Source organism: Angustibacter sp. McL0619, from assembly GCF_049994355.1.
Lineage (GTDB): Bacteria > Actinomycetota > Actinomycetes > Actinomycetales > Angustibacteraceae > Angustibacter.
In genome coordinates, this window is sequence record NZ_CP188257.1 from 4,483,126 (window position 1) to 4,497,116 (window position 13,991).

Below are 13,991 nucleotides of genomic sequence, written 5' to 3' on the forward strand. Positions count from 1 at the left end.
GCTTCCCCCGTTCTTCGGAGTTTCGGTGCAGGCAGTGCCGCTTCGAAGCAGAACGTGATGACTAGCGGCCGAACGGGTGACGCCGGGGCCCTCCATCGGGTGACGCACGGTCGTCCCGGACGGCGGCCGGGACCACGCGCCGCAGTGCGCCGAGGATGTCTACCGCGGCCAGCCGGACCGCGAGCACCGCGATCGCGCCGGCCACCATGCAGTCCAGCAGGTAGTGGTTCGCGGTCACCACGACGACGATCAGGGTGGCGCCCGGGTGTACCAGGATCAGCCAGCGCAGTCGGCTGCGCAGGCTGCTCACCACGGCCACAGCGACCAGGACCGACCACCCGAAGTGCAGCGAGGGCATGGCGGCGAACTGGTTGGCAATGCCCGTTCCGACCGGCCCGTAGACCGACATGCCGTACCGGACGGCGGTGTCGGTCATCCCGTCCCAGACCGCCAGCCGGGGCGGCGCGAGCGGGAACGCCAGGTGGACGGCGAGCGCCGCGCCGGTGAGCCAGAGCAGCGAACGTCGGGTCTGCGAGTACTGGCGGGGGTGCCGGACGAACAACCACACCAGGGTGGCGATGGTCAGCGGGAAGTGCACCGTGGCGTAGTAGGTGTTCGCGACCTCGACCAGGTGCGGCACCTTCATCGCCGCCGACTGCAGCGTCGCCTCGTCGGGCAGGCCGAACGTGCGCTCCCAGAACCAGACCCGGCGGGCGTTCTGGTACGCGAGCTCGTCGCGGCCGCCGGCGACGAAGCGTCCACCCATATAGATGACCCAGCAGACCAACAGGATGGAGGCTTCGCGGCTGAGCCGGAAGGTCCAGTCGCGCACGGCGGCGCGAGGTGGAAACTCGGCGACCGAACCGGTCTCCTGCGGGGTGGCCGACGTCATCGGCCGCGCGGGTCAGGCAGTCCGTTGCCGATGGCCGCGAAGGCCTCGTCGATCGCGTCGGCCAGCGACGCCGCCGTCCCGCCCGGTTCCTGCTCCCAACGGACCAGGCACGTTCGCACCGCGGCCATGGCGCAGGCCGCGACCAGCCGTGGGTACGCGTCCCGCAGCGGGTCGGTCCCGCTGTGCTGCGCCACGGCCTGCGCGATCAGCTGCTCGGTCGCGGCGTACCCGCACATCAGCGACGGCAGCAGGGTCGGCGTCTCCCGCAGCAGCCGCAGCAGCGCGAGCTGCTCGCGGATGGCCTCTCGCGAGGACTGCCGCACGCTGTCGACGATCGCAGCGCGCAGCGCCGCCAGGGGCGCCTCGTCGGCCGGCCGGGCGTCCAGGGCCGCCGCGAACAGCGCGTGCCGGCCGTCGCCGTACGCGACGACCGCCTCCTCCTTGCCGGCGAAGTAGTTGAAGAACGTCCGCGGCGAGACGTCGGCGGCGACCGCGACATCGTCGATGGTGAAGCCGGACAGGCCGCGGTCGACCGCCAGGGCGAACGCGGCGGCGGCGAGGTCGTCCCGGGTGCGCTGCTTCTTGCGCTCGCGCAGGCCTGCTGATGCTTCCACCGGACCATGCTAGGCACGAAATTGCAGAACCTGCAATTTTGCAGATTCTGCTACTCCGACGGCGGCGCTCAGGAGACAGCGAGGTGGGGCGCCACGGCTGGGCCGGGCACCCCACCTCGTTGCTCTGGGTCAGGCCGTGACGGCGGTTGGACCTTCCTTCGGGTTCGGCCCGTAGACGTTCGGGCCGGGCTGGCTGTCGAGCACCGTGAACACCAGCAGGATGATGCCGCCGACGACCGGCACGAAGGCGATGAAGTACCAGGCGCCGGAACGACCAGTGTCGTGCAGCCGGCGCCAGGTCACCGCCAGACTCGGAATGATGAAGCCCAGCACGACGAAGGCCACCAGGATGTAGAAGATCCGGCCCAGGGCTAGGCCCAGGAGCACCAGCACCAGGTAGGCCAGCAAGAAGGCGAGCGAGAAGAACCAGTACTCGGAGCGGCGCGCTCGGCCCGAGAAGTCGGAGTACTTCGAAAGGCAGGTCTTGACGGCTTCGGTGAACGACATCGTCGTGATTCCTCCGGGTGAGTGGCTGCAGCCGGACACTAACGGACACCGAGCCCCCGATCTACCCCCCACTTGTGGCGAGGTTTGGGGGTCTCAAACGAAGTTGAGACCCCCACAACCCGCCACAAGTGGAAGGCGCTAGGGAGTCTGCTCGTAGCCCCGCACGTGCAGCGTGACCGCCCGGATCGAACCGGTGTCGAGGGCGGCCTCGTCCGCGACGTGGAACGTCCAGGCACCGGCTGCGACCGTTCCGGTCAGCGCGCCGAGCGGCTGCGCCGGCCGGAACGAGCCCGTGAACGGCGCATTGGTGCTCGACTGGATGCTGGTCGTCGCCGAGTCGGTGAAGAGCGTCTGGCAGAAGTTGTTGAAGCTGCTGCCGGCGTTCTCGAACAGCGTCACCTGCTGTCCGGTCGGCGAGACGAGAGTGCCGACCAGATCGCTGTCGAAGGTGTGGTCCAGACCGACTGTGGTGGAACCGATGTCGGTGCTGCAGGCCGTCCCGTCGATCGAGAAGGTGAGCTCGCTGATCCGGCCAGCAGTCCCGACGGTGAGGGGCACGCTCACGCCTGCCAGGTCGTCGTCCGGGATCGCCACCGGCGGCCCGGTGAACGACACGTCGTCGACATCCGCCGACGGCTGACCGACCGGCTCGCTGGAGTCGGCGGTCTGCGGCGACAGAGCACCGGTGAAGCTCACCCGCACGTGCAGGTCGAGCGGCACGCCGGGCTCATGGGTCGCCGGGACGGTCATGATGAACGGCGGCGATGACACCGTCGCGCCGACCGCGACCGAACCCACCGGCTGCGACGAAGGAGCGATCGTGACGCCGGGCGTGGTGGTGCTGAGCTGGACCGCCACGTTGCTGGCCTTGGCGTCCCCGACGTTCGTCACGGGCACGGTGACTGCCGCACTCTCGCCCGGCTCGAGGAACTCGTCCCCGTCACCGGCTGGGGTGACCGTCGGGTCGTCCGCGGTGACGAGCGGCTGGGCCGTGCCACCGGTGCGGTTCAGCAGCCGGGTGGCCATCAGGATCCCGTACCCGGTGTCCCGGTCCCAGCCGTTGCGCTCGATGTCGATCGCGGTCTGCTGGATGGCGCTGCGGATCGCCGACGGTTTGATCCCGGGCCGGCCGCTGAGGGCCAGGGCCGCGATCGCCGCCGCGTGCGGAGCCGCCGCGGAGGTGCCGTAGAACCGCTCGAAGTCGGGGACCGAGGTGACCACTCCGTCTGCGGCGGTGATGTCCGGCTTGCCGCGCAGGGTCCCGCCGGTGTGCGTGAAGTTCCCCGGGGTGATCGCAGAACCGTTGGGACGGAAGAAGACCCGCCGCGGGCCGTCAGAGGTGAACGTCTCGGACTGCTGTGCGGCGGTGAACTGACCCGGGAAGGGACCGCTCGGGTTCGGCACGCCGGGCGCGATCTCGCGCGGGAACGCCACACTGGCCGGCGCGGCCGCGACGCTGAAGGCGGCCGGCACGGTGGAGTGCCCGCGGGTCACGCCTGGGGTGTTGAACGCGGTCAGCGCGCCGTCGGTCTCGAACCGGCCCCGCAGCGGGGACAGCTGGAAGTACCGGTTGGCGCCCTTGAACTTCACCACTGCGAGCCCCACCGTGCCGCCCGGCACGAAGAAGCCCTCGAACGGGTCGTCGTCCCCGTTCTGGGTGTCGTTGGAGAAGGCTAGGACGTTGCCGTCCGCGTCGACCGCGTACAGGTCGTAGTCGTTGGCGGAGTGTCCGAGCGGGTCCGCCCACTGCAGCAGCGCGGGGACGCCGTCGGAATCGGCGCTGAGCGGGTCGAGGACCTGCACGCCGGAACCGGGCTTGAAGTCGTGCGCGAACCCGGCGAACTTGCCGATGGTCTGGCCCGAGGACTTGAAGTCGCCCTCGTAGTTGCCCGCCGTCCGGTCATCGACGTTCTGCTCGTTGCCGGCCGAGCTGAAGTACAGCGCGCCGTTGTGGGTGACGTCGATGACGGCCTGCGCGATCGGGCCGTCCTGGAACGGCGACTCGTTCAGGTAGATGACGTCGTCGACGATGACGTCGGCGCCGGCCGCGCGCAGTGCGCGGATGTTGGCCGCGAAGGCGTCCGGCGTCGGGTCGACCGTGGCGAAGGCGAGGTGCGCGGTCGGTGCCAGGTCGTGCACGATCTCCAGCATCGCCGTGCCCTCGTCGCCGGCACCGGCCTGACCGGGCAGCACCTGGGTGTCGGCGGGCAGGTCGCCGGACGCGATCGAGGCGTCCAACGAGTCGACGCCGTCGGACAGCACGCCGACGGTGACCCCCGCGCCGGCGATGTGCCGGTTGGCGCGTACCACGTTCGCGCCGTGCGTCACGTCACCCTCGCTGGTCACCGTTCCGACCATCGCCGAGCTCTTGGCCGTGCTGGCCTTGGCGAGCGCGTCCTGCACGTGCTGCCTGAGCTGGTCGGCCCGTGCCTGCTTGGAGGCGGCCCGCGGCTGGGGGTTGGCGTTGGCCGTCATCCGACCCATCGGGGCCGCCACGTGGGTGACTCCCGGCATTGCGGCGACCTTGGTCGTCGCAGCGAGCGGGAGGTCCACCAACAGGTGGCCGGCCGCCGGCCGGTAGTCGCGGACCACGCCGCCCAGCGCGGTCACCGACCGCACCAACGCAGGGGTCACCTTGCCGCTGACCTGGACGTCGGTCCGCCCGGACTTGTCGACGCCGATGCCGGTGTCGACCTTGCCCACCCCGGACGCGAGCGCGAGACCGCGGCTCATCCGGTCGGCGGCCAGCAGCCGACTGTCGACCTTGAGCTCAGTGGGCGTGCGGAACGCCTTGGCCTGGGCCAGCGCGTCGATCTGCGCCACCGTGCGGGCCGGCAGCTGACCGCCGCCCAGCGCCGTCGGGCCCGGGGGAGCCGCGCTGCCGGACGACGGCGCAAGGGCCGCCGCGGGAACGGCAAGTGCTACTCCCACAACCGAAGCGAGAACTGCGCTCCGTAGCCGGGATGGACGCATGGTGGGGCCCGCCTTCCGCGATTGGCCCCGCCGACGATCTCGCCCTCCACGCAATCGCGGTCCTGAGCCGAGAAATCGGACAGTACCGCTATGCCACGAAAAGTCACAAGAGTGTACGGACGACCGTTCGGTGACAGTTCTGCCGCCCTCGGCACCTGCCGACGGTGCTGTGAGGCGCCGACTTGACGTCATGGGCGACAATCGCTGATAGCGCCCGACAAAGGACAACGACACCCTTGATAACCGACCAGCAGACCCTCGAGCATGCACCCGCCGTGGGTCGCGGCCGCCAGCTCCGGGACGCCGTCATCGTCTACGCCCTGACCACGGTCGTGGTGTTCGTGCTCGCGTTCGGCTTCGCCGCGCTGCGCTGGGTGGTGGACTGGGGCCAGCCGCGCAGCGACTGGTCACTGAGCGGGTGCCTGGCCTTCGCCGTCCCGGTCGCCGTCGTCCTTCCCGCCGTACTGCTGGTGCTCGCCCTCGCCTGGGTGGGGCTGCGGCTGCTGCGCCGCAAGGGTCGCCGAGTCCGCTGACCCGGCGTCGGGGCGGGCCAGCAGGGTCGCGCTCAACGGGAGCAGCAGCACCGTGACGGCACCGCCCGCCACCAGCACGGACGCGTTCGTGGCACTCATCGTTCCGGAGTCCACCGCCACAGCCGTCACGGCCACGATGATCGGCAGCCCGGTCGCGCCGTACAGGCCCAAACGGATGCTGTCGCGCGTGCTGAACGCGCGCAACGGGCGGCCTTCGTCGTGCTCGAACCGGCTGGCCACCATGACCGGGACACCGCGCACGAGCAGGATGAGCAGCACGAAGAGCACGAGCGCAGCCGGGCGGTCGGCCACCGCGGCTGGGTCGATGGCCATCCCGGCGGTGACGAAGAAGATCGGAATGAGCAGGCCGAACGCCAACCCGGTCAGCTTGAGCTCGAGGCGCTCGTCGCCGCCGGGCAGCGCACGACGCAGGATGAAACCGGCGGCGAACGCACCGAGCACCGAGTCGAGGTTGAAGGCGGCAGCGAGCGCAAGCAGCGTGACCAGCAGCAGGACGGTCAGCCGCACGGTGGTCTGGCCGGTGGTCTCGGCCCCGGAGCGGATCAGTCCGAGCACCTTGGACGTCGCGGAGATCCGAGCCGAGGGCAGGCTGACCAGCAGCGCGGCAAGGAAGAACAGCCCCAGCACGACGATCGAGGCGAACGTGCCACGCGCGCCGAGCAGCACGGCCATGGCGAGGACCGGACACAGCTCACCCATTGCGCCGTGGTTGAGGATCGTGTTGCCGAACGTCGTGCCCATCAGCCCGGCGTCCTTGAGGATCGGCAGCAACGTGCCCAGCGCGGTCGAGGTCAGGGCGATCGCCACGGCCATCTCGGCGGTGACGCCGACGACGGAGGCCAGGATCCACACCGTGACGAGCGCCAGCGCGAAGCTCACCAGCCACGTGCGCAGGGCTCGGCGGCCGCCGGCGCCGGTCAGCTCCTTCAGCTCTAGCTCGTAGCCGGCCAGCAGGAACAGCATGCCCAGCCCGAGGTCGTGCAGCAGGTCGATCGCCTCGTCGGAGGATGCCAGCCCGAGCACGTTCGGCCCGATCACGACCCCGGTGACCAGCAGCAGGACGACCTCGGGGAGCAGCCTGCGCGGCACGACGCCGGCGACCAGCGGACCGAGCACGGCGCAGACGCTGATCCAGAACAGCGAGTCCACGGACGACGGCATGCAGCACCTCCGTCGCCACATGCTGCCACTTGGTCCGACAGGGTCTGAGCCCCCCGGTCGGGCTCTAGTCGCAGGCGTCCCAGGCATAGCCGCGGTGCACCTTGCCGCGCGGCTCGACAGTGGGTTCGCACTCGTTGCCCCAGACCTGCCAGCCATCACGCGGATACCGCGCGAACAGCTCGAGGTACGGCCCCGGGGAGCAGGCCTCGATCAGCCCGTACTGCTCGTCCGGCTTGCGCGAGTGCTCGCGCTTGCGGGTCTCGATCATGTTCACCTGGCTGCGGCCGGGCGGCAGGGTGCGCATCGAGCCGCGCACGCCGAACAGGACCAGCTCGGTCACGTTGCGAAAGTAGAAGCCGACGCCGCGCCCGTCCGGGCCACCGTCCTTGCGACGCTTGGCCCACACCACGTTGGAGACGTAGCGGTAACCCCAAGACTCCATCACCCGAAGGCCCTCGGGCAGTAGGGCATTGGGCACCCACAGGTAGAGGTGGGAGTTGTCCGACGCCACGCTCTGCACCGGCAGGTCGCAGATGTCGTCCAGCGACATCGTGTCGTACCGGTCGAGACGGCGGTGCTCCGGAGCGACCTTGCCCGTCCGGTTCGCGAAGCGCCACGGCGGGTCCGCGAGCAGCGTCTGGAAGCCGCCGGGGACCTCCGGAAGCGGAGGAAGGGCGCCTTCGACAAACTCGGCAGTCACTCGATGAGCTCCTTCATGCAGTGGGCCGTGTCAACCAGCCAGGTCCTGGGCGATCAGCTCGGCCGCGCGTTCGCCGATCATGATCGTCGCCGCATTGGTGTTGCCGCTGACCACGTTGGGCATGACGCTGGCATCCGCGACCCGCAGTCCGGCCACCTCCAGAACGCGCAGCTCCGCGTCGACCACGCTGCCGATCCGGCACGTTGACGTCTCGTGGTAGACCGTCAGCGCGTAGTGCCGGGCCAGGTCCTCCAGCAGCCCGTCACTCGGCTCGTCCCCCGTCGCGTGACCGTGGGCTGCGGCCAAGGCCGGTGGCACCATCAGCGGGCCGAGCCCGGCGCCAGGCCAGTTCTCGACGATCTGCAGGGCGCGCCGCATCACCGCGATCATCACGGCTACGTCGTGCTGGTCCGCGAAGTAGTTCAGCTCGATCACCGGCGCGTCCGCGACGTCGGAGCTGGCCAGCCGCACCTCGCCCTCCGAATGTGGCTGCACCGGATTGGGCAGGACGACGACGGTCTGGGCCGTCGGCGACAGCGCCACATCCGGGTCGGGGAAGAAGGCGGCCGGGTCGACCCGGAACACATAGCGCCAGATGTCCGGGGTGTACCCGCAGGCGAGCAGCCCGATCTGGGCGTCGTGGGTGTGCAGGTCACCCAGTCCGGTGGAGAAGAAGGCGACCGCGTCGTAGAACGAGGACGACGGCAGCCCCTTGCCGGTGGTGGCCCACTCGGTCACTTGTCGCTCGGCCTCGGCCCGGAGCCCGGCCAGCTCGGGAGGCAGCGCCGCGTCGTCCGCCGGGTCCGCAGGCAGTGGTCCGGCCGGGGCGCGCAACGCGTCCGGGCCGAGCGCGATCGCGATCTCGGTCATCGTCAGCGCCACCCCCGGCGCCGGGAACGCCAACGGCACGTGCAGGTGATCCTTGAGGTGCTTGCCGACGTGCGAGTTGTCCAGCACGCACTCGACGCCGACCGACGCGAGCTCGTCGGCCGGTCCGATGCCGGACAGCAGGAGCAGCTGGGGTGAGCCGATCGCCCCGGCACTGACCACGACCTCCCGGTCGGCGTGCACGGTCCGCGTCCCGCCGTCCGCGTTGCGGTAGCGAACTCCGGTGGCGCGCAGGCCGTCCGCGCCGTCCTCGAGCAGGATTCGCTCGACCTGGGCGTTCGTGATGACGGTCAGGTTCGTGCGCTCCATGGCTGGTTGCAGGAACGCGTCGTAGGTCGAGCAGCGCTTGCCGTCGCGGGTGGTGGTCTGGAACAGCGACGCGCAGCCGGCCGGACCACCACGGTCGCGGCTGTTGTAGTCGCCGGTCGGGATGCCGGCCGCCGCTGCCGCCTGGACGAACTGCTCGGCGGCCACGGTGTGCGGCGAGCGCACCGAGACACCGAGCGGGCCACGGGTGCCGTGCACCTCGTCCTCGATGACCACACCGTCCGGTTCCTCGGGCGGGACCAGGCCCTCGCTCTTGGTGAAGTACGGCAGCACCTCGTCGTAGCTCCAGCCCTTGGCACCCTCGGCCGCCCAGCCGTCGAAGTCGCCGGGGTGCCCACGCACGTACGCCATGTAGTTCAGTCCGGACGTGCCCCCGAGCATCTTGCCGCGGGGCACCATCATCCGACCGTCGGCCAGGCCCTTGCCCACGCCGCCGGGGTCGCCGGTGTACATCCAGTCGACCTCGGGGTCGAGCTGCAGCGTGGCCACCGCAGCCGGCATCGCGGCCCGCGCCGGCGGAGTGCCACCGGCCTCCACCAGCGCGACCCGCACCAAGGGGTCCTCGGTCAGACGAGCCGCGATGACGGCGCCCGCCGACCCGGCACCGACCACGATGACGTCGAAGCGATCGGCCGCCTCGGCCGCTGCAGGACTGGCTGGCTCACTCATCGAGGCCACCTCTCGGGTTGGCTCGGGCTGCCCACTTGGGGTCCCGCTGCGATGTCTACCACTGGAGGCGCCACCCGAACAGAGCGCGATGGACAGCTGTCCTACGGTGGTGCGGACGATCCGTTCGAGGGAGGACCGACGTGACGACGAGGACTGACTTCACCGACGATGAGTGGAACCGGATCCGGCGCGCGCCATTCGTGGCTGGGATGGCGATCTCGCTGGCCGACCCCGGCGGCCCGATCGAGATGAGCAAGGAGACGATCGCGACCATCAAGTCCGCGACCAACCCGCCGAGCCGCGAGCAGCTGATCGCCGAGGTCGCGCTGGACGTGCAGGCGATGAGCCAGCAGCACCAGAACCCGCTGAGCGACTTCAAGCTCAACAAGGGCTCCAGCCCCGGCGAGCAGGTGCTCACCGAGCTGAAGGCGGCGTCGGAGCTGGTGTCGGCCAAGGCGACCGCACCGGAGAGCGCGGCCTTCAACCAGTGGCTGCTGGCCACCGCTCAGGCCGCCGCCGAGGCCGCCAAGGACGGCGGTTTCATGGGCTTCGGCGCCAAGCAGGTCAGTGACGGCGAGCAAGCGATGCTGGACCAGGTGCGCTCGACGCTCGGGATCTGACCTTCGAGACTCAACCGCTGGCTGGAGCGATGAGCTACGTCGGGTGATCGGCGCCGCCGTTCTGGACCGGACGTGTTAGGGCCCGGTCCAGAACGGTGGACTCGCGATCAGTGCGCTGTGAGCGTGATCGAGTTGATCGGGGTGAAGTTGTCGTCGGAGTAGGTGTAGGCCGCCTGGCCCAGGCAGGTGCCGCCACCGTTGTAGCCGGTGCAGATGTGGCCGACCGCGCCGCCGGTCTGGTTGTTGAAGAACCGGTGCGTGCCGTACTGGTTGCTCAGGTTGTAGGCGCCGTACCAGTAGTACATCGCCGACGGGTGGCCGCCGTTCCAGCCCGCGTTCTGCGGGTAGAGACAGACGTAGCCGGACGGGCAGCCTTCGTACGAGCTGGCGGCGTGGGCGGACACAGTGGTAGTCACCAGGCTGCCGGTGACGATGGCGGACGTGGCGAAGACCGTGGCCACGGCGCGATGGATCGACGTGCGCATGTGATGTTCCCCCTCGTGGTGCGGATGCGATCGCGACGACCGCACCGCCACCCTGGCGAATGTTACGTAAGGGGCGCAAGGTTACTTTTGCGATCAAATTGTGACACCGCAAAGGAAGGCTTCTGCTGAACCTGCCGAGGCGTCGAAACGAGAACTGTCACCCCGGTGATCGTTCTTGCTGACCAGGTGGCAAGGACCCGCGATGCAATCCCGAGGGGCTTCCTCGGTGGCGCGACGCTCCTCAAAACAACTGGTCTCCGGGGTCGCGGAGGTAGAAGTCCTCCGGCTTGTTGCGCCATGTGACCCCAGCGTCTTCCCAGCCGTAACAACCTCGGTCCCACAGCTCGACCCAGGTTGCGACGTACTCGGTCCAGCTGGGGATGAGGGCCACGAAGTAGTCCGGGGATCCGAGGTCGGGGAGGTAGATGCTGCAGACCGGGCTGGGGTCGCTCGGCTGCCCGCTCAGGTCGACGTTCGCGCCGATCAGGTTGGGGTTGCTCCCTGGGCTGAGCCAGGTGTCCGGGTAGACGTCCTCGAGGGCGAGGCCATTGTCCCGAGCGAAGTCCACAGCCATCGTGCGCTTGTACGCCGTGTTTTCGAGGCCGTCGGCGAGCGAAACGGGAGCCCAGAGCATGGGTACGGCGCCGCTTGCCCCGAAGCCGTCATGCCACGCGTAGAAGGTGACGAGCTCGTCCGAGAGCCTGAGTCCGAGATCGGCGGCCATGGCGCGCGCTCGTCCCGGAGGCAGTCCGGCGGGGAGCTGAAGATCTGGCTTGTGGTGCAGCAGGTGCGCTTCGAGCCGAGAAAGCAGCTCTTCGAGGAGGCGAAGCTCAGCCGCCATAGTCATTTACCCTTCCGCAACCCCTCTGATTGTCGCCCTTTAGCACCTGTGGGCGGCCCGCTGCTGCGGGTTGGCAGATCCGATTTTGGACGGGGTCAACTTGACGAAGGGATACGAAAGAAACGAAACCTGTTACGGTTACGTCGCAACCAAAGGAGTAGCCATGTCCGCGCAGCCGCTCGACCAGCACACGTACCTCCCCGACTCTCCCGCTGAGGCCGCAGAGGTCCTCAGCTTCCTCGAGGCTCATGAGGACGCCTACGGCTCCAAGCCGGCGCCGCGGTATCTCCTCGTCGGTGCCGAGGAGCACGACAGCGTCGAGATCCCCGCCTCGGTGCATCGCGTGCTCCGGCAGGTTGTCGAGGCGATGAAGGCAGGCAAGGCAGTGACGGTTGCCCCGCAGAACAAGCTGCTCACCACGCAGCAGGCGGCGGTTCTGCTGGGTGTCAGTCGTCCCACGGTCGTGAAGCTCATTGACGCCGGCGAACTGGCTGCGCAGACGCCTGGGACGCGACGGCGAATGGTCAAGCTTGATGATCTCCTTGCCTATCGGGCCGCGCGGCGTGAGCAGCAGTACCGCGCCTTGGTCGAGACGTCGACTTACGACGACGACTACGCCGATGAGAGCCCGGAAGAGGCAGCCGAGAAGTTCCGGCGAATCCGAGCCGAGGTGGCTGCGGAACGTGCCAAGCGGCGGGCGTAACTCTGCCAATCGGCGGGGCCGACTCTGAAAGATGTGGCGGTGTTCTCTGCGCTGCTTGACACCTGCGTGCTGTGGCCCAGCCTGCAACGCGACTTCGTTCTTTCGATGGCGGTGGAGGGCCCGTATCGACCGCTGTGGAGCGAAGCCATCCTGGAGGAGTTGAAACGGCACGAGGAACTCAAGTGGTTCAAACGGGGAAAGGAACCGGCTGACTCACGGAATCGGGCTGACCGTCTGATTCACCTGATGCGGACCCACTTCGACGACGCGCTCGTCACGGGCTGGGAGCCACTGGAAGGGACCTTCGCGCTCCCCGATCCAGATGATGAGCACGTGGTCGCGGCAGCCGTCATCGGCGGCGCGGGCGCGATTGTGACAGAGAACTTCAAAGACATTCGGCGCGGGCTCGTGCCCTCCCACATCGACCTACTCTCCGTTCAGGAGTTCGCGGCCAACACCGCCGATGTGGATCCCACTCGCGCGGCCAAGGTGCTGCACGAACTTTCGCAGCGTCACACCGAACCCGCACGTACTCCCGAACAGCTGCTCGAGGTCCTGGTGGATCGGTACAAGATGACTGACGTGGCCGAGATCATCCGACCCGCGCTCTGCGGTGGCCCCTGACTGGTGGTTTGACTGTCCGCTCAAGCCTGCCTTCGGCGCTGGGGCGAGCCGCACCGACGCTCCTACCCTCGGTGCGCGGAGCGCCCGGGATGGGTGGGTTCGCCCGTCAGGTGGGCCCTGGGAAAACTCGGAGCCGTCTATCGGAATCGAGCTGATGACCTACGCACTCCGAGCCCGTTCAGCAGTAGGTCGACGCGGGCTGCACAATGCGCGATGGCCTTGTCGACGACGCTAGAAGACGAGGCCATAGCGGGCCGCCGGGGGAGGCGAGCGCCCTAGCCCGATGACCCGTAGGCCCCGCGCCGCACGTTTCCACGTAGCAGTCCCCCGAAATTGCCCGCAGTAGTCCTCGTAGTCCCCGGGCAGCGCGTCAGAGGGATGAAGGGAACGAGAGGGAGGACGTGGCATGAGCGTCCGTCGTAAGAAGGCAGTGTGGCCGCCTGCTGAGGTCGCGATGTCGCGGTGGGTGAACAAGGCCGCCTGCGCTGACCTGCCGCAGCTGCCGTGGACCAGCGACAGCGACCTGGTCAGCCAGGCGGAGCAGGACGAGATGACGTCGGTGTGCAGCGAGTGCCCAGTCCGGGCCCGCTGCGCTGCAGCGGCGGACCGCTACGAGGCCACCGCCGGATTCTGGGGCGGCCTACAACGCGACACCACTGACGGGGTGAGGTGGGCCGCGAAGATGCCAGCCGTGTCGTGGGCGCCGCATCACAACCACCACCCCGTCGCAGCCGCCAACGCGCGCTGGTGGGAGCAGGCCGCGATGATCTGGGCCGACGTGCCCGGTGTCAGGCCTGAGCCAGTGGAAGGGCCTGGGGACGTGCCTGGGGATGCTGTGGATGGTGCCGCGTGATCTCCGGCGGTGGGAGTCCAAGTGCCCGGCCTGAGGGGTACAGCGCGCCCGGCTTGTAGCCGTCGACCCGCACCGCCTGTTTGCTGATCCGAACTCTCTCGCCGGGGTGCCGTAGGTCCGGATATGGGCACTGTGGCGTGGCGTCTGCAGTTCAGGTTCTGGGCGTCACCTCGATGACGTGCAGCGGCGTGCCCTGTTGGCAGGTCGTGATCAGGCCCGGATCGGGCCTGCCGCGCACAGTCACCTTGGCGCCGGCAACGATCGCCGGGTCCTGGCCGACCAGCTGGTAGAGCGTCGTGTCCGTGCGCAGGATGACGCAGCCGCCCTCCACGCCGGCCTCGACGGTTCCGGTCACCGTGACCTCGCCGGACGCTGGCGGCGGGTACTTAGCGGAGTAGGACGGGCTGGGCATCGGCGACTCCGATGGTGGGCTGGACGGGGTGACCGCCACGGTGCCAGACGGCTCGGGACCGGCGTCAGCGTCGCGGGACCCGCATCCGGCCAGCAGCGCACCGAGGGCCGCGATCGCAACGACGGGGGTCAGCACTCGCTTCATGGACATCTGACGCGGCACGGTCCC

General features: G+C 69.2%; 13 protein-coding genes and 1 pseudogene. 4 read left to right on the forward strand and 10 right to left on the reverse strand.

Annotation, left to right across the window (positions count from 1 at the left end; genetic code table 11):
* Positions 1-61 precede the first annotated feature (61 nt).
* From ACPPVT_RS21080 to ACPPVT_RS21110, 7 genes and pseudogenes are all read right to left on the reverse strand, one after another.
* The gene (locus tag ACPPVT_RS21080) at positions 62-892 is read right to left on the reverse strand and encodes a phosphatase PAP2 family protein (RefSeq protein ID WP_426563778.1); all 831 of its coding nucleotides are present in this window, start codon (positions 890-892) and stop codon (positions 62-64) included.
* A complete protein-coding gene (locus ACPPVT_RS21085) occupies positions 889-1,506 on the reverse strand; it encodes a TetR family transcriptional regulator (RefSeq protein WP_426563780.1) in 618 nt (205 codons plus the stop codon). The genes ACPPVT_RS21080 and ACPPVT_RS21085 overlap by 4 nt, the downstream gene beginning before the upstream one ends.
* Before the next feature lie 129 nt (positions 1,507-1,635).
* A complete protein-coding gene (locus ACPPVT_RS21090) occupies positions 1,636-2,013 on the reverse strand; it encodes a DUF805 domain-containing protein (RefSeq protein WP_426563782.1) in 378 nt (125 codons plus the stop codon).
* A gap of 138 nt (positions 2,014-2,151) precedes the next feature.
* Positions 2,152-4,944, reverse strand: a complete 2,793-nt coding sequence (locus tag ACPPVT_RS21095) for a S8 family serine peptidase (RefSeq protein ID WP_426563784.1) — start codon at positions 4,942-4,944, stop codon at positions 2,152-2,154.
* A gap of 449 nt (positions 4,945-5,393) precedes the next feature.
* On the reverse strand, positions 5,394-6,701 hold the full coding sequence (locus ACPPVT_RS21100) for a cation:proton antiporter (protein WP_426563786.1): 1,308 nt from the start codon (positions 6,699-6,701) through the stop codon (positions 5,394-5,396).
* A gap of 82 nt (positions 6,702-6,783) precedes the next feature.
* A pseudogene (locus tag ACPPVT_RS21105) lies at positions 6,784-7,401 on the reverse strand (MT-A70 family methyltransferase); the annotation flags it as partial.
* Between the two features lie 30 nt (positions 7,402-7,431).
* Entirely contained in the window at positions 7,432-9,285 is a 1,854-nt protein-coding gene (locus tag ACPPVT_RS21110) for a GMC family oxidoreductase (RefSeq protein ID WP_426563788.1), read from the reverse strand.
* 140 nt (positions 9,286-9,425) lie between these two features.
* Here ACPPVT_RS21110 and ACPPVT_RS21115 point away from each other — a divergent pair, with 140 nt between their 5' ends.
* Positions 9,426-9,905, forward strand: a complete 480-nt coding sequence (locus ACPPVT_RS21115; protein WP_426563789.1) for a hypothetical protein — start codon at positions 9,426-9,428, stop codon at positions 9,903-9,905.
* A gap of 107 nt (positions 9,906-10,012) precedes the next feature.
* On the opposite strand, the gene ACPPVT_RS21120 is transcribed toward ACPPVT_RS21115, so the two are convergent.
* Both ACPPVT_RS21120 and ACPPVT_RS21125 read right to left on the reverse strand, forming a co-directional pair.
* Positions 10,013-10,390, reverse strand: a complete 378-nt coding sequence (locus ACPPVT_RS21120) for a hypothetical protein (protein WP_426563791.1) — start codon at positions 10,388-10,390, stop codon at positions 10,013-10,015.
* A gap of 241 nt (positions 10,391-10,631) precedes the next feature.
* Complete coding sequence (locus ACPPVT_RS21125) at positions 10,632-11,114, reverse strand: SMI1/KNR4 family protein (RefSeq protein WP_426563793.1); 483 nt, start codon at positions 11,112-11,114, stop codon at positions 10,632-10,634.
* Between the two features lie 280 nt (positions 11,115-11,394).
* On the opposite strand from ACPPVT_RS21125, the gene ACPPVT_RS21130 reads away from it, so the two are divergent.
* From ACPPVT_RS21130 to ACPPVT_RS21140, 3 genes are all read left to right on the forward strand, one after another.
* Positions 11,395-11,934: a helix-turn-helix domain-containing protein gene (locus ACPPVT_RS21130; protein WP_426563795.1), complete on the forward strand. Its 540-nt coding sequence runs from the start codon at positions 11,395-11,397 to the stop codon at positions 11,932-11,934.
* Positions 11,935-11,973: 39 nt separating this feature from the next.
* The gene (locus ACPPVT_RS21135; protein WP_426563797.1) at positions 11,974-12,558 is read left to right on the forward strand and encodes a PIN domain-containing protein; all 585 of its coding nucleotides are present in this window, start codon (positions 11,974-11,976) and stop codon (positions 12,556-12,558) included.
* A gap of 406 nt (positions 12,559-12,964) precedes the next feature.
* On the forward strand, positions 12,965-13,411 hold the full coding sequence (locus ACPPVT_RS21140) for a WhiB family transcriptional regulator (protein WP_426563799.1): 447 nt from the start codon (positions 12,965-12,967) through the stop codon (positions 13,409-13,411).
* Between the two features lie 151 nt (positions 13,412-13,562).
* On the opposite strand, the gene ACPPVT_RS21145 is transcribed toward ACPPVT_RS21140, so the two are convergent.
* Positions 13,563-13,985 carry a hypothetical protein gene (locus ACPPVT_RS21145; protein WP_426563801.1) on the reverse strand — a complete coding sequence of 141 codons (423 nt, stop codon included), beginning with the start codon at positions 13,983-13,985 and terminating at the stop codon, positions 13,563-13,565.
* Positions 13,986-13,991: the final 6 nt, after the last annotated feature.